We start from the raw sequence: 15984 nt of genomic DNA, 5'->3' as shown, positions 1-15984 counted from the left end.
TACGCTCCCCCATGAAACCTAGACAGGGGCCATCCGTAAACCAAGGAAAAGGGGAGTGATCAGCGAAATGTCCGCAAGAAAGGAAACCATCCACAACGCTTTGAAAGGATTTACGCAAACCAGCATTTTCGATCAAGACTTGTCTTCCGCGACCGACATGGAAGAAGTGAAGCCGATTTCGTTCAAGCAGTTTTTTCAGCACGCCATCGGGAAAGAACGATTATCGAATCAAGATCGGGAACGAATGAAAAAACAAGCGAAATACAGCCGTTTCCTTTAAGGAATTTCATATGACAAAAATTCCCACACCATTTATCTGCCTGCTCAGTTTTGCAATGGGCTTACCGGTGAGCAAGCTGCTAATAATATCCGCACTCCTCTTCTTCGGGATGAACGGTATCCTGATGTCACCACCTGAAGACGTAATGACCCAGTCTCCGCCTATGGAAAGTCGTGCATTCGCCATACTTCTGGTAGTCGCTACAATCACAGTACCGATTCTGACAAACAAGTGGTTGATTTCCGACTCCCCATACCAATTTGAATGCGCAATGGGTTCGTTTCTGAGCTTCTCCCTTGGTGTGTTTGCAGGAGCTTACCTGTGGAACTAAAAAAGCAGGCCTTCGCACGAATGCAAAGGTCTGCTTTTTCTTTATTCACCCAAATCCACGTTGTGGTACACCTGTTGGACATCATCCAAATCTTCCAACGCATCGATCAATTTTTCAAATTGCGCTTGAGCGTCTTCAGGCAGTGTGATTTCGTTTTGAGCGATCATCGTGATTTCCGCTACGGTAAAGTCCGTGATGCCAGCCTTTTTGAAAGCTTCTTGCACGGCATGGAATTGATCTGGCTCGGCATAGACGATGACTGCTCCGTCTTCTTCCGTAATGTCGCGCACATCTACATCCGCTTCCAGCAACAGTTCAAACACGTCGTCCACGGATTTTCCTTCGACCCCGATCACGGCCGTCGCATCGAACATATACGAAACCGATCCGCTGACACCCATGTTTCCGCCGTTTTTGTTAAATGCCGCGCGCACTTCTGGTGCCGTCCGGTTCACGTTATTGGTCAAGGCATCGACGATAATCATCGATCCGTTTGGTCCAAAGCCCTCATAACGCAGCTCGTCATAGCTTTCCTCAGAGCCGCCTTTTGCTTTTTCGATCGCGCGGTCAATAATCGCCTTTGGTACGCTGTATGTTTTTGCACGCTCCAGTACAACTTTCAGAGCACGGTTGGATTCCGGATCTGGCTCACCTTGCTTGGCGGCCACATAAATTTCTTTTCCAAACTTGGCATATATACGACTGGTATTGGCATCCTTGGATGCCTTTTTTTCTTTAATGTTGTTCCATTTACGACCCATTATAATTCCACTCTCTTTCAACAGAAGAAATAATAGCAGCTGCTTCTCGTCGGTTCTTTCACTAGACACGATTATACCTCAACTGCCTAATTAATATCAAAAAAAAGACGATGCCGGTTCATGACAGCTGACAGGGAGGAATCAAACGGCAGATTAAAAAACGCTTGACTAAAATAAACAATCAAATAAAATGTTTGTTATATAGCAAACAAAAATATAAAATGTTTGCAAAAGGAGTGTGAACTATGTCTAACGAAGCTTCCCCTCGCAGTGGGCTGCTCGATAATCGGGTGATTCGAACCATCCTGCTGTCAGGCGTGTTTCTGCAGATGGGGATATGGGTGCGCAACTTTGCGGTTCTCTTTTTTGTCATGGGGCAGACAAACAATGACCCTTATGCGGTATCCCTCATCTCTGTTGCGCAGTTTGGTCCCATTTTTCTCTTTTCGTTTATCGGGGGCACGTTTGCTGACCGTTGGCCGCCGAGACGTACGATGATCGGGAGCGATTTGCTCAGCGCCCTTTCCATTTGCCTGGTGCTACTTGCCCTTGTGTTCGGCACGTGGAAGGTAGTGTTTTTCGCCACGTTGATTTCCTCGATTCTTTCACAATTTTCCCAGCCTGCAGCCTTGAAGCTGTTTAAGGTCCATGTGCCCGAGGAGCAGCTCCAAGCAGTGGTGGCGATGAACCAAACACTAATGGCGATTTTCATGATCCTTGGGCCGGCACTGGGCACCTTCATTTATCAAACGTTTGGCATTTACACGTCGATCGGAGTCATGGCGGTTACCTTTTTGCTGTCCGCATTGGTCTTGTTTCAGCTCCCGCGGGATGAGGCTTCAGCGATGAAGAGGACGGACAGCCATTTTTGGAGTGAATTTGCCGATGGCTTCCGATATGTCTGGGTCAAGCCGATTCTTCGCAGGCTGGGAATGGTCTTCATGCTTGTAGGTTTAGCGTCTGGCCTCACCAGCCAGTTGTTAATCTTTTTAATCGTCGATCAATTGGGCTTGCCCAACGATTCGTTTCAGTGGGCGCTCGTCTCCTATGGGGTCGCCATGCTGGTCGGCGGAGGGCTTGTGATGAAGCTTCCCAAGACCATCACCCCGCAAGCGCTCGTGGCGATGGGGCTTTTGGCCAGCGCGATCGGCAGCTGTGGAAATGGCTTGTCGACAGCGCTTTGGACCGTGCTGATCTTTCAATTTCTAAATGGCTTGTTTTTCCCTTTCATCCATGCAGGCTTTAGCATGATGATCCTGCGCAACAGCGAGCAGGTGATCGTAGGGAGGGTGAATGGCGTACTCACTCCGATGTTTATGGGCATGATGGTGCTGTCCATGGGCAGTGTAGGCTGGCTGAAGAACACGCTGCCCATCCCGGTTGTGTATGGATCGGCAGCCGTGATGTTCGTCATTGGGATGCTGCTGCTTGTTCCGGTGTTAAAGCAAACGACCGCAGCGACGCAGTCCTCGTGAGCAAAGAATCCTGGAAAGGTGCTAGGCCTTTCCAGGTTTTTGCTGTTTTCAGCACGGTTAAAAAAGATGGATGGACAGATTTACCAATCGCCTATATGATGACATTAATGTAAGAAACAATCGCATAGAGAGGAAGGTAGTGCCGAATGTACAAGAAATTGCTTCGAAACACGCTTCTCATGGGATTTGCCATGTCTCTTGCCGTACCGCAGGCGTATGCGGCTCGCAGCGACCAGGACGAAGCGGGCCGGACAAGAGAGCCAGCGACGGCTACGGGAACGTCAGTAGACCAGGCTCCAGAAAAGACGGTGAAAAAAGCGAAAGCCGCGAAACGCATTCAGGCAAGCGAATTTCGCCAGCTGCAGGTTTCCACCCCTTTGATGTCCATGACAGAGGAAAGGGATATCGAGGTACAGTTCTCCGCCGATGATTCAGTTAATTTAGAAAATTTGGAATGGTCATTCGGAGGCAAAAGCTTCGAAGAATGGCGCAAGTACAGTGCCAAGGAGCAAAAGTACAGCGGAGAGCCCTTCCTTACCTTTGCGAAGGAGCCTTATCGGGATGGCGATGTGATTAAAGCCACCATCCACGTCGACCTCATCTATACGGTGTTGAACAGAAGCGGGGAAGAAGTGCCGACCACGGATATGTCAGCACGCTCCATTCGCAGAAAGTTCAATGATCTGCTCGGCACCTACGAGCTCGCGGTCAAGGACAAGGGATCCGATATCGCTTACACCGCGGCCATGAAGCTGAATGTCTATGACAATTACCATACGTACGAGGAAATCAAACCAGCGATCGATCAAATCATGAAGGATGCGAAAAAAGATCGCTATGTGAAATACGAAGTAATCGGGAAATCGGTAGAAGGGCGCGACCTGCATTTTGTGGTGCTGGCCAAAGACCGCAAATCGGTGGAGACCTACTTGAACAAAACGTTGCCGAAGATGAAAAGCGAACCGGAAAAATTATTGAAATATTTAGAAGAGGGGAAATTAAAAGATTATAAGGTGCCGGTCTGGTTTAACAACCCGCATCCGGATGAAACCCCTGCCATGGATGCCATTCTGGAGCTGCTTCGTCAATTTGCGACCGAGGACACGGTAGAATTCAATGCTTCCGAAGATACCGATGAGGTCAAACAGATTGATGTCGATGAAGCGCTGGATAACATGATCTTTTTGTTCAACCTGTCGCAAAACCCGGATGGACGTGTGGCAACGACCCGGGCCAACGCGAACAATTTTGACCTGAACCGTGATCATACGTATCAGACGCAGCCGGAGGTATTGGCAACGGTAGCGGAAATCGCAAAGTGGACTCCGCTGTCCTTCTATGATTTCCACGGCTTCGTCCCGGGATTTTTGATTGAGCCATGTACGCCTCCGCACAATCCCAACTTTGAATACGATCTGCTGATGAAAGGGATGATCGATCAGGCACACGCCATGGGGAATGCAGGAATTGCGAATACGAAATATGACGACTACCTGATTCCATTGGATGACTACGGCAATGGCTGGGACGACTATACCCCTGCGTATACAGCGGTGTATGCGATGACACAGGGCTCGTTTGGCCATACCATCGAGATGCCGGAAATGAACCAGGATTCCTACCATGCCACCGTATATGCAGGCCTGGGTGGAGTCAAATATGTGCTCGACAATAAGGATGAAATGTTCAAGACACAGCTGGAAATCTTCAAACGCGGTGTAGACGGCGAGGATGACCGCGCTGTCGATGAATGGCTCGTCAATCAGGACGGCGAGGAGATTGGCCGTCCGCGGGGAGACAACGACAATTTCTTCCCTGAGTACTATGTGATTCCGATGGATCCGGCCCTGCAAAAAAATCCATGGGAAGCGGCAAACATGGTGGAGTACCTGCTCCGCAACGATGTAGAAGTCAAACAGACGACTAAAGAGATCAAAGCTGATGGCACCACTTATCCGAAAGGCACCTATGTGGTGGACATGCATCAGGCGAAACGCGGCGTTGCCAATACAGTCCTGTTTGACGGGGAGGATATCTCCGACTGGGATGCCATGTACGATTCAGTCGTGCAAAACTTCCATGACATGCGCGGGTTCACCCGCTATGAACTCAGAGAAGAAGGCGTCTTCGACAAAAACGTCAGGGAATTGAAAGCGGCGAAAGTCACCAAGCCAAAAACCGACGTGCCAGGAAAAGCCGATGCCTATATCATTCGCAATACGAGCAATGAGGCCATCAAAGCAGTCAACCAGCTGCTGGATGCGAAGAAAACGGTCGAAATGGTGCTCGAATCCGGCGACGGCTATGAGAAGGGCGACTTCCTCGTCGAGAGGCGCGACCTTGACCGCGTCCGCAGCAAATATTATCTAGATGTGATCGCCGCTGAAGAGGACGTGAAGGCGGAAAAGCTGAAGATGCCAAAAGTGGCTTCGGTCGGTTCCGGAGCAAGCAAGTTCGTCCTGGAGGAATTGGGCTTTGACGTCGTCAGCTCCGTGAAAGGCAGCGATGTGATCGTGGATGATTCGGGCAATGCGAAGAAAAACGATCTGGATGGACGAGCCTACATCGGGATCGGCGGCTATGCCCTTGACTTTGTGAAAGAAGAAGACATTTTGGACGATTTTGATTTTGATACAACCGATTTCTATCATGAAGGGTTGCTGCGGGCGGAGCTTTCTCAGGAGAGCACGGTGACAGCAGCGTATGATGAGGAGGAGCTTGTGTACAGCGCATCTGGCTCGTGGATCACGGAAGTGCCGGAGGATGCAGAGACGCTCATTACGGTGAGTGATGAGGACGATTTCTTTAAAACCGGATGGTGGCCAGGACACGAGGATGCCAAAGGACAAGTAATGGCCTTTACACTGGAAAATGGCGACGAAGACATTACGCTGTTTGCCAATGATCTGGTATGGCGCGCCCATCCGCAGTTCAGCTACCGGATGCTGGCCAATGCGATCTATGCAACCACGCTGGATGAATAAATAGCGGCAGTAGGAAACCCCTGACTGGGATGGTCAGGGGTTTTCTTGGTCGATAAGAATTTACAAAATTCTCAACGACATAAGAGCAACTAAGCCCCGCCAAAACTTGGCGGATCCAAGTTTTTTCTAATGCCAAGCATCGCCATTCCGCGCTAGTTGGCTTCTACCGCTTTCCAACGCTTCAGGTGAGGCAGGCTGGCTTGCAGCATGGCTCTTGCCTGTTCTGCCTGCATGCCCTCCTCGACTAAAAAAGGGACACAGAAGTCTACCATTTGCTCGAGGGTAAAATCCGGCTGCGTAAACGCGCCTTGCTCATAGCAATACACACAGTATTCGGCGTGCTTGCTGCCATCCTGGTTGGTTCCCCATTGTTCTGGACTTGTCAGGGGCATTCCGCAGCTTTGACATGCTTGGTGTTGCTCCATATCGATCAACCTCCTGTCTGATTGGCACCAGTATAGCGCACCAAACTTGACAGCAGCTTGTCATGTTTCTTGAGGGATGGTAGCGTAGAGCGAAAATGTTTTTTGGGCACGATCGCGAATGATGTTTCTGAGATGAGGAGGTTCAATCACTTCGACATAGTGTCCGAAGCTAAGCACAAAACCGTACAGCCATTCGTCCTCCGGATAGTCGACACGGACGATGCATGATCCATCGTCTTCATGCGTAATCGACTCCAAGCCGAACCATTCTTCTACCCTGTGCCGCATCTGTGGCGAAAACCGCAAGACTAGCTCGATCACCTGCGTGGAAGAGTGCCATTCTTTGCTCCAGACGTTTTGATCCAACGCGATTTCTTTCCGTTCAAAAGTGTCATCTGGGTGAATGAAAAGATCCTTCATGCGTGCTACCTTGAAAAGCCGGAAATCCTGACGACTCGTACAAAAGGCATACAGATACCACTTCTGCGCCTTTAACATGAGCGTATGCGGCTCGACGGTACGCTGCGATGGTTCGCCGGAAGCGGGATGATAGACAAAAGAAACAAGGTGGGAGGCGGCGATGGACTGCCGGAGCTGCGTGATTTTTTCCTTTTGCGAGAGCTCTGCATCCCATGGGCTGACATCGATAAACACCTGCTCACTGATCGTTTTGAAGACTTGGGCTTCCTGGGTGCGCAGCATCCCTTCGATTTTGCTGAGAACGACATTGGTATGATTGTCTTGATATCCAGTGGAAACACTTTTTAACGCAATCGCGATGGCGGCCATCTCTTCTTTGGTGAGGACGTTTTTATCGAGCCGATAGCTATCGACGATACCGATGCCTCCGTTCGCGCCGGGATAGCTGACGATCGGGATGCCAGCCTGATTGATCGTCTCGATATCCCGATAGATGGTGCGTACGGACACGTCGAACATCTCGGCTAACTCTTTTGCCTGGATACGTTTTTTATGGATGAGAATCATGGTGATGGCAAGCAGTCTATCCAGCTTCATGGGCAAGCATCCTTTTTTCCACCATTTTCAAGCATACTGGCTGCGAGATTCCAGCAAGCTCACTGATTTTTTGCAACCTTCCCGTTTGTGGATCGATTTGGAAGGTGAAGATGTTATCCGAGCCTTGATTGGCTGCCAACAGAAAGCGGCCATTGGGAGCGATTACAAAATTGCGCGGCTTGAGCCCATGCGTGGATACATGCTCAAGCCTTGCCAGGCGTCCAGTGGCATCATCGATCCGGTACACCGCGATGCTGTCGTGACCGCGATTCGAGCCATACAAAAACCGGCCGCAGGGAGACAGATGGATGTCGGCACAGTCATTTCTTCCTTCCCACCCATCGGGCAGGGTGGAAATCGTCTGGATGGCGTGCAGCATCCCGGCTTCACGTGAAAAGGTATAGGCTGTAATCGTGGAGTCCAGCTCATTGATCACATAGACATAGTCTCGTTCCGGATGAAAAGCGATATGACGGGGACCGGCACCTGCTGGCAGGGACACGGTCTGATGCAGCATCAAAGAGAGTGAGGCGGGCTCTAGCCGATACAGCAGCAGCTGATCGATCCCGAGATCAGCGACAAACACATAGGAGTGGCCGGGATCATACTGGATGAAGTGGGGATGCGGCGCGTTTTGCTGCGGTTTGACGCTGCTGCCCTGATGATGAATGGTGCAGGCGGCTGGGGCAAGCTGCCCGTTTTCCTCCAGCGGCAGCAGGCTGATCGTTCCCCCGCCATAATTGGCGACAAGCACATGCGTACCTGTTCGATCCAGACTGAGATAGCAAGGTGCCGAACCTTCCGAGAATTGGTGATTTACCGGACTGAGCTTGCCCGTGTGAGGATCGACCGCATAAGCAACCACCAGGCCGCTTTGCTTTCCCTGTGACTCCATCATTTCACTGACCGCGTACAGCTGGCTTTTTTGGGGATGAATCACCAGATAGGAGGGGTTCTCAATGCCCGTGACGTTATCGATATAGCGCAGCTCTCCGGTTTGCTGCTGAAAAGCATAAATCGTTATGCCTGTGGGTGAGTGCTTGGTGTATGATCCGACATACAGATAGATCTCATCATCTTGAGCATCCGCGTTATGAGTATTCAACATGCGAGCCCCCTTTTTGTGGCAAAAAGATACCCATAATGTTACCAAACTTCCAGGGCTGTCGTCAGTCCTTACTCGCACTTGCTGTCTTCCGTTTCCCCGGTCGAGTGGTGAGCAAGGCAACCGTGGCGATGATGCACAAGGCACCAATAGCTTCAAACAAACCGAAAGAAACCTGCAGCCATACTACGGACACGACGACAGCGCATAGAGGTTCGGCCGAATTTAACAGCCCGGCTTCTGCCGGAGAAATATAACGCAGGCTCTCGATATACAGATAGAAAGGAATCAAGGTCCCGAATAGAATGACAAAGCCAATCAGGGACAGGGATTGGACGGTAAGCAGCTCCAAACCGATCTGCCAGGGCGGGTTGATGATCGACAGCCCCAGTCCGCCAAGCAGCATGCTCCAGCCGACGACTACCAGAGAATTCCAATTATTCAGCAGCTGCTTCGGATATAAGGTATAGAAGGCAGCGGTGACAGCAGAGCCGAGGCCCCAGAGGACTGCGGACGTAGAAATGGAAAGCTCCTTCAAAGAGCCGTTGGTCACAAGCAAAAACATCCCTGTACAAGCTAAGGCAAGAGCTGAAAATTCTTGTACTGTGGGCAATTTCATTGAGCGCAGAGCCAAATAGACCGTGATGAATACAGGCCCTAAAAATTGCAGCAGGGTGGCAGTGGCGGCATTGCCAGCTTCAATCGCGGCAAAGTACGTGTACTGTACACCGAGCATCCCGAAGATGGCAAAAATGATCAGCTGCATACGATTACCCGGCTTTGTCCAGATTTTGCCGACCTCCTGCCGGTGCGGACCGCATAACCCGATGGCGAGCAGCAATCCCCCTGCACAAAGCAGGCGAATGGTGACAAGCCAGCCAGGAGGTACGCCGATATCTTGAAACAGCACTTGGGCAGCAGCGCCTGAAATTCCCCACAACGCTGCGCCGAAAAAGGCCATTGCCAATCCCTTCAGCCTGGATAAATCCGATTTATTGACCATGGATAGCTGCTCCATACAATCCTCCTCGTGTACGTTCAAATGGATGATCATTGCGTTTCATCTATCATAACGTGGTCCGTCTGCATAATTCCATCCTTCTTATGAGAAACTTTAGATGAATTTTGGATCAAAGGTTCACGAGGAGAATGAGATGGAGCACAAACATGTTGTCAGCCTGTCTTCAACCGAGATCGCTGCGTTATGGTCCACTTACATCAGTGATACGATATCGATATGTATGTCCAAGCATTTTCTCCAATGGTTCAAGGATGAGGAAGCGAAGCGTTTGGTCGAGAAAGGGCTGCAAGCGTCGGAAACCCATGTAAAAGAGATTGCGAACATTTTCACGAAAGAAGGAATCCCGATTCCGGTCGGCTTTTCGGAGGAAGATGTCGATTTAAACGCGCCGCCTCTCTTTTTCGATATGTTTCCGCTGAGTTATTTATACGGGATGAGCCGCATGGGACTGCTTACATACAGCGTGCTGTTGTCCAATGTCGCACGGGAGGATGTGCGCTTCTTTTTCACCCAATGCTTGGATACCACGCAAGAGCTGTATAATCAAGCCACGGCACTGATGCTGGAAAAAGGGATCTACGACCGTCCGCCCATGATGCCGTACCCGGACAAGGTTGAATTTCTGAAAGTGAAGGAAACCTTCCTGTCCAAATGGATGGAGCCGCAGAGGCCGCTCAACGTGATCGAGCTATCGGAAGCATTTTTCAACATTGAGCGCAATTATTTTGGCTTGATTCTCCTTACCGCCTTCATCCAGGTGGTCAAGGATGAGGAACTGAAACGTTACCTGATAAAAGGGAAACATCTTGCCTCCAAGCAAATTCAAGCCCTGAACGAAAAGATGATCGAAGAAGATCTGTTAGGGACCATCATGGTGAACACAGAGGTAACGACTTCGACGGTTTCGCCTTTTTCTGAGCGGATGATCATGACGCTTATGAATATCATCAATTCCGGAGGGCTTACCTATATCGGGCACGCCTTGTCGACAGTGACTCGGGTTGATTTGGTCGCCTTCTATTCAGGGCTCATTTCGGAAATTCTGCAATACGGCAAGGAGGGAATGGATCTCTTGATTGCCAGGGAATGGCTGGAAGAGCCTCCACATGCCCCTAATCGAAAAGAACTGGCCAGTGTGTAAAGCAATTATGGAAAAAAGGAGCCTGATGATAAAGGCTCCTTTTTTCGTATGGCGCGGCTGTTATGACCGAAAAAAACGCCTCGTATAACGGAGTAAACAGATAATCAGGGTACAAGCGAAGAGGTAGATCAGGAGAAAAGTACCATAAGGCACATAGAGCTTCAAGATTCCCGCTTGAATCAGCGAGAACTGCCCGACCAGAATAGCCCCTATCGCGATGAAGGCAAAGCGTAATTTCGCAGACCAGTAGATGCTGTTTGCCAATACAAGCATTTTGATAAACGCATACAAAGCGCTAAAGAACACATCATCCCGATACATATTTTCATACACACCGGGCTGAAATTGACGGATCCCGGACAGCAGCAACAGAAAGACGGCGCTGTCGACCACGGTAAAGGTAAACATAAGAAAGGTGATATATTGATAGATTCGGTTTCCATCCATTACTTTTCGGTACCATAAGCGTGTCAGCCAAAAGAAAAACAGGAGTCCGGGGAAGGTATAGGAGATCTTCCACCAATGCAATTGGTAAATCCCCAATTGCAGAAAGAGCCACTCAATGCCGCATAAAAGCAGGGATATGGCAATGATCCAACCGACATGCAGCTGCAGGACAGCGATGAGGCTGGCAAGAACCGGAACGATGACGAAGTTGGATACGAAAGCCCCCAGCATGTTGTCCAGATAAGGATTGGCAATAAAATGCGGTATATATGCGTATGCGTCGAGAATGACCAACACGAAATACTCAAATATATACACCATTCCGACGTAAGTCAGGTACAGGATAACGGTTTGGTAGCTACGAGTGCGCGCGATCAGCCAAAGGAACATGGAAAAGCAGACCAGTATGATAAGCAAGTACGGAATATAGTTCGGCAAAAGACCATCCCCTTAGTTACAAATATTATGTGCGAAAGAACGGTCGTCTAGTATGAGCGTACGCAAAAATGTATGGGTCTTCGGTGAGAAGCCTTTTCCCCTCCCGAAACACAAGGATTCATCTTTTGAATAGGAGACCTGTTTGCAGGGGAGCTTACAGGAATAAATCCCTGAATTACTAGGGGGAAGAACATGGCAATATCCTTTTTCTATATCGTCTTTGTTATTCTCATTATCGCCTTCGTTTGTGTAAGGAAACGAATGCATCTGTTTGAAATCCTGTTTTTGTGGATGGTTCTCATGTGTTTGGAACAGAACTTTGTTACGATCGTAAACCTTAATCTTAAAATGGTTACAATACCGGAAAAGCATGATATTTATTGGGTAATGGCGGCTGGACGGTTATTGTTCAATCCGCTGCTGATGATCTGGTATGTGGAATTGTGTTTTACGAAACATCGCACATTCTTGTTCAGAGGCATTTTTGCCCTTCTTCTTATCTTTTTGTTAGTAGCGAGGGAATTAGCCAGCGAACATTTTCACTTGTTGTACTTTACCGGCTGGAAACCATGGTGGTCCGCAGTCTCCTATGCTTGTACCATATCGATTGCCGTGTTGTTGTACAAATGGTTCCACCGTCTGATAGGCAAGGAGGGGGCTTGTTAATGTTGCCTTTACCAAAAGCAATCGATGTGAATGAATGGATCATTGTCGCGGCTTGTTTGCTTGGTTGGGGAGCTGCCCTTCTGTTGCCCCGGAGATTTCCATTTGTGTTAACGGTTTTGCTCTTCGTATTTACCTTGACGATTGCCAACGAATTGGATCATGTACTGGCGGCGCCTCCCTTCGATTACTTTAATCTGAATGACCATGAAAAGTATGAACTGTTTGATGCGATCTTTTACTTTGTTTTATATCCACCAATCGGGTATATCTTTGTGTACCTGTATGACAGGTGGAATTTGAAGGGAATCTATGTCCTGCTGTACATGCTGCTGTGGTCATTGGCTGGCATCAGCATTGAATGGGCAGGATTGCATTTGCAGATTTTTTATTATACGAAATGGAACATCGCCAGCTCATTTCCCGTTTATCTTGTCATACAATGTTTGACGCTTGCCTTTTTCCACTTTATCTGTTTGTATGGACGCAAAACAGGTCTGTGGAGGGATTGCCGGACGGGTGTGTCATAAAATGAAAGACTGCATACCTTTTGGGTGTGCAGTCTAACTTAACGTTTGTGCTATGTATCTTTGGAGTACACGACCTATCAAATTCTGATTCCTTCAATTACCGAAAGAACTGGAACAAAAAAGCCCAGAGCTAGAAATGAAAAAGCTTAAATCATGTCGTGAAGGCTGCTAGTATCCACTACTTGAGCAAAGGTATCTTGCAATGATGCCATAAAAGTATCATGGACGGTTTTTGCAGGAATCACTGTGTCATTCCATACTAAATCTTTGGTGGCACATGCTTCATTGAGCAGTATTACTTCATAGCCCAAGCGTTGTGCGGTTCTCACAGTCGAATCAATACATATGTGGCTCATCATGCCGCAAATGACTAACCGCGTTACTTTCATCGATTCAAAATGTTTTTGTAATTCAGTTTGAAAAAAGCTGTCTGGAGTATGTTTCACAATCACTGTTTCATCAGATTGGGGTTTTACTCCTTCATGAATGTTGATCCCATCGGTATTGGGAAGAAAAAATGTAGCATTACTCTCCAGAAGAATACACTGAATATGAACAATAGGTAAACTCTTTTCTCGGAACAGCGCCAATGCTTCTTGAGCATGGGTTAACGCTTTATCGGCATTGAATAACTCATTTCTACCCCCTTTGAAATAATCATTCTGAATGTCTACCAATAGTAACGCGGTATTCATGGTACACAGCTCCTTTACTCGTAGTAAGAGTTGTTTCTACACGCATTATAATATTGGTATAGTGAACGGTGAATTACCCACTTTTTGGTGGGTATGGGTATACTAATTTCACTTTTTATAGCTGATGCCTTTGCGATCAAGAAGTTCCGTCTGTCCTAGTTCCACCATATATTCAATCCCTATCTCTTGCATAATCAGTACAGCATCCAACAGCCTTCTCCCACGGTCAGTAAGAAAGTATTCTACATGTAACGGGTACCCTTCCGTTTTGATTTTATCAACGATCCCGGAAGATTTAAGTTCTCTTAAATGCTGTAGCAGCATCTTTTGGGTGATCTGGTCAATCTCTCGCTCCAGTTGAGCTAAGGACGTATTCCCATTTTTCAATTGAAAGATGATCATTGTTTTCCATTTACCCTTTATAATGTCGTGTACAATCTCTAATGGGCAGTTACAAATCTCTCGAATAATCATAGAACTCACCTCTATGCAATCATATCAATGGTAAGGAGTCTTTTCATTTAAAAAGACATCATTCGACTAGAATGGAAAATACAAAAGCAGCAGAACTTGATCTGGCCCTGTGCCCCCAAAACAATATTGTTGTAAGAATAAAGTCTTTTTACAAAAACAGGAGAAAGGCTTCATCCGATTGGATTCTGCTTTTCCCCTGTTTTTTGCTCAGGAATTTTGGCAAAGGTGTATTTTGATTTTGTCAGGTGTTTATTATGAATGTCAAAGGTTTATTACTTATCTACACCCGCAATGTAAGCAGCACTATGCACTCCACATGCGGCGTATGGGGGAACATATCCAGCGGCTGAACGGACTGTAGTTCATAGGAGGCAAGAAGCCGGTTCACATCCTTTGCCAGCGTGGAAGGATTGCAGGAAACATAGACGATTCGCTGAGGTTTCACCTGCAAAAGCGCGTTGATCAGCGCGGGCTCCAGACCTGTCCTGGGCGGATCCACCACCACCACATCAGCCTGTATCCCTTCCTTCGCCCATTTTGGCATCAATACTTCCGCTCTTCCAACGTGGAAGCTGGCGCTGGAAATCTGGTTGCGCTCGGCATTGCGGCGAGCGTCCTCCACGGCTTCAGGGATCAATTCGATGCCGCGTACCTCCTTGGCGTCGGGAGCCAGCCACAGTCCGATTGTGCCGGTACCGCAGTACAGATCAAGCACACGCTCGGTTCCGGTTAAGCCCGCAGCCTTTTTCACCTGATCATACAGCTTGACCGTCTGCTCCGGATTCAGCTGAAAAAAGGCGCGTGCAGACAGATCAAAGGATAGCGAGCCCAGCTTTTCGGCGATGGTTGGCTTACCCCAGAGAACTTTGGTTGTATCGCCAAAAATCAGCGAGGTTTTTTGCGGGTTCACATTCTGTACGATGCTTACGAGTGAAGGCAGCCGATAACGGAGCTCTAAGATCAGTTCTTTTTCCCGAGGAATCTCCGTGGTTGCGGTGATGAGAGTCAGCTGTGTTTCGCCCGTGGCAAAAGCGACCCGTGCCACGATCGTACGTATAATCCCTTTGCGTTTTCGCTCATCATAGATCGGGATCCCCAGCTTTTCAATGACTTCCTTGGCTGCATCGACCATCGCCGTCGTCGCCTCATGCTGAATTTGGCAATCCTGCAGCTCCACCAATTCATGACTTCCGGCTTGGTACAGCCCTGCGATTAGCCGCCCTTCCTTGCTTCCTACCTGAAATTGGGCTTTATTGCGATAGCCCCAAGGATTGTCCATCCCAATCGTATCGGCCACAGGTGGTTGCTGCAGACCGGCGTATTTCTGAAAAGATTGCACGACCAGTTCCTTTTTGCTGAGCAATTGGGCTTGGTAATCGAGATGCTGCAGGCTGCAGCCGCCACAGCTTTCATATACCGGACAGGGGGGAGTGGTACGAGCTTGGGAGCGTTCGATGACACGCAGCAGTCGGCCTGCTGCATACTTGTCCTTCACCTCCGTGATCTCTGCATGGACCACTTCACCCGGAAGCGCGCCCGGGACAAATACGATCTTTTTCTTGAAATAGCCGATCCCTTCGCCATTAATCCCCAGACTTCTGATCGTCAAGGTCATTTGTTGACCAATGCGGATGGATACATCCGAAGGTTTGACAGGTTGTTTCATAGATGATGATTCTCCTCGTTCGTCTTCTATACGCTTTCTATATTATAGATGGTTTACGGAAGAAAAGCATAATTCATGAAGAACTTTCCCCGCCTCCCTGCTTTTTGCTATAATGGGGAATACATTGAAGAGGGAGTGTTTTTGACATGCAGGAGCTTTTTGACAAGCTGAAAGAGTATCTCAACATGGATACCGAGATCTCTTTTGAGGAATTTGACCAGTACTACAAAAAAGTATTGGATGTTCTGAATACAAGCTGGACAAGCTTGGATGAAGAAGACAGTATGAAGATGCTGTTCATCCTGGATAATTTGAAAGGAAACAGTGAAGACCGCGCCAAGCGCAAGGGCAAGGAGCAAAAGAAATACCAAAAAATGTTCCAGCGCTCCGAGATCTGGATGGCGGCTATGTATAAGCGTCTCAATGAATTTGGACTGAGTGAAGAAGAGATCAGCAAGCGCTATGAAGCGCTGTATGAAACGGTGTAAACAACGGGGAAGGGCCAGTCAGGCTCTTCTTTTTTTGCGTTTG

At 48.4% G+C, this 15984-nt stretch carries 16 protein-coding genes; 7 read left to right on the top strand and 9 right to left on the bottom strand.

Features of this window, described 5'->3' with window-relative positions; genetic code table 11:
- The first annotated feature begins 67 nt into the window (after positions 1-67).
- A complete protein-coding gene (locus tag EIZ37_RS15670) occupies positions 68-280 on the top strand; it encodes a hypothetical protein (protein ID WP_134685704.1) in 213 nt (70 codons plus the stop codon).
- A gap of 372 nt (positions 281-652) precedes the next feature.
- On the opposite strand, the gene EIZ37_RS15665 is transcribed toward EIZ37_RS15670, so the two are convergent.
- Positions 653-1372, bottom strand: a complete 720-nt coding sequence (locus tag EIZ37_RS15665) for a YebC/PmpR family DNA-binding transcriptional regulator (protein ID WP_134685703.1) — start codon at positions 1370-1372, stop codon at positions 653-655.
- A gap of 245 nt (positions 1373-1617) precedes the next feature.
- Here EIZ37_RS15665 and EIZ37_RS15660 point away from each other — a divergent pair, with 245 nt between their 5' ends.
- Both EIZ37_RS15660 and EIZ37_RS15655 read left to right on the top strand, forming a co-directional pair.
- The gene (locus EIZ37_RS15660; protein ID WP_134685702.1) at positions 1618-2847 is read left to right on the top strand and encodes an MFS transporter; all 1230 of its coding nucleotides are present in this window, start codon (positions 1618-1620) and stop codon (positions 2845-2847) included.
- Positions 2848-2993: 146 nt separating this feature from the next.
- On the top strand, positions 2994-5831 hold the full coding sequence (locus tag EIZ37_RS15655) for a M14 family metallopeptidase (protein ID WP_134685701.1): 2838 nt from the start codon (positions 2994-2996) through the stop codon (positions 5829-5831).
- A 152-nt stretch (positions 5832-5983) separates the two neighbouring features.
- Here EIZ37_RS15655 and EIZ37_RS15650 read toward each other — a convergent pair whose 3' ends face one another.
- The 4 genes from EIZ37_RS15650 to EIZ37_RS15635 all read right to left on the bottom strand — a co-directional run bounded on the left by EIZ37_RS15650 (position 5984) and on the right by EIZ37_RS15635 (position 9396).
- Positions 5984-6256: a zinc ribbon domain-containing protein gene (locus EIZ37_RS15650; protein WP_134685700.1), complete on the bottom strand. Its 273-nt coding sequence runs from the start codon at positions 6254-6256 to the stop codon at positions 5984-5986.
- 60 nt (positions 6257-6316) lie between these two features.
- On the bottom strand, positions 6317-7273 hold the full coding sequence (locus EIZ37_RS15645) for a helix-turn-helix transcriptional regulator (protein WP_134685699.1): 957 nt from the start codon (positions 7271-7273) through the stop codon (positions 6317-6319).
- Positions 7260-8381: a lactonase family protein gene (locus EIZ37_RS15640; RefSeq protein ID WP_134685698.1), complete on the bottom strand. Its 1122-nt coding sequence runs from the start codon at positions 8379-8381 to the stop codon at positions 7260-7262. Before EIZ37_RS15640 ends, EIZ37_RS15645 begins: the two co-directional genes overlap by 14 nt.
- Before the next feature lie 61 nt (positions 8382-8442).
- The gene (locus tag EIZ37_RS15635; RefSeq protein ID WP_235828056.1) at positions 8443-9396 is read right to left on the bottom strand and encodes an EamA family transporter; all 954 of its coding nucleotides are present in this window, start codon (positions 9394-9396) and stop codon (positions 8443-8445) included.
- A gap of 136 nt (positions 9397-9532) precedes the next feature.
- Here EIZ37_RS15635 and EIZ37_RS15630 point away from each other — a divergent pair, with 136 nt between their 5' ends.
- Positions 9533-10540, top strand: coding sequence for a DUF3231 family protein (locus EIZ37_RS15630; protein ID WP_134685697.1), 1008 nt, complete (start codon positions 9533-9535; stop codon positions 10538-10540).
- Between the two features lie 60 nt (positions 10541-10600).
- On the opposite strand, the gene EIZ37_RS15625 is transcribed toward EIZ37_RS15630, so the two are convergent.
- Entirely contained in the window at positions 10601-11425 is an 825-nt protein-coding gene (locus EIZ37_RS15625) for a hypothetical protein (RefSeq protein ID WP_134685696.1), read from the bottom strand.
- A 192-nt stretch (positions 11426-11617) separates the two neighbouring features.
- Here EIZ37_RS15625 and EIZ37_RS26000 point away from each other — a divergent pair, with 192 nt between their 5' ends.
- Both EIZ37_RS26000 and EIZ37_RS15620 read left to right on the top strand, forming a co-directional pair.
- Positions 11618-12091, top strand: a complete 474-nt coding sequence (locus tag EIZ37_RS26000; protein ID WP_167568917.1) for a hypothetical protein — start codon at positions 11618-11620, stop codon at positions 12089-12091.
- Positions 12091-12618: a hypothetical protein gene (locus EIZ37_RS15620; RefSeq protein WP_134685695.1), complete on the top strand. Its 528-nt coding sequence runs from the start codon at positions 12091-12093 to the stop codon at positions 12616-12618. The genes EIZ37_RS26000 and EIZ37_RS15620 overlap by 1 nt, the downstream gene beginning before the upstream one ends.
- A 146-nt stretch (positions 12619-12764) precedes the next feature.
- On the opposite strand, the gene EIZ37_RS15615 is transcribed toward EIZ37_RS15620, so the two are convergent.
- From EIZ37_RS15615 to rlmD, 3 genes are all read right to left on the bottom strand, one after another.
- On the bottom strand, positions 12765-13313 hold the full coding sequence (locus EIZ37_RS15615; protein WP_134685694.1) for a cysteine hydrolase family protein: 549 nt from the start codon (positions 13311-13313) through the stop codon (positions 12765-12767).
- A gap of 108 nt (positions 13314-13421) precedes the next feature.
- Positions 13422-13787 (bottom strand): winged helix-turn-helix transcriptional regulator, encoded by a 366-nt coding sequence (locus tag EIZ37_RS15610; RefSeq protein ID WP_134685693.1) that lies wholly within the window; start codon positions 13785-13787, stop codon positions 13422-13424.
- 280 nt (positions 13788-14067) lie between these two features.
- Complete coding sequence (gene rlmD, locus EIZ37_RS15605; RefSeq protein ID WP_134685692.1) at positions 14068-15453, bottom strand: 23S rRNA (uracil(1939)-C(5))-methyltransferase RlmD; 1386 nt, start codon at positions 15451-15453, stop codon at positions 14068-14070.
- 146 nt (positions 15454-15599) lie between these two features.
- Here rlmD and EIZ37_RS15600 point away from each other — a divergent pair, with 146 nt between their 5' ends.
- Positions 15600-15941, top strand: a complete 342-nt coding sequence (locus EIZ37_RS15600; protein ID WP_134685691.1) for a hypothetical protein — start codon at positions 15600-15602, stop codon at positions 15939-15941.
- The last annotated feature ends 43 nt before the right edge of the window (positions 15942-15984 follow it).

This window comes from Brevibacillus migulae (genome assembly GCF_004521915.1).
In the GTDB taxonomy this organism is placed as follows: domain Bacteria; phylum Bacillota; class Bacilli; order Brevibacillales; family Brevibacillaceae; genus Brevibacillus_F; species Brevibacillus_F migulae.
Note: the sequence above shows the minus strand (reverse complement) of the source record. Positions and strands in the feature narration are given on the sequence as shown.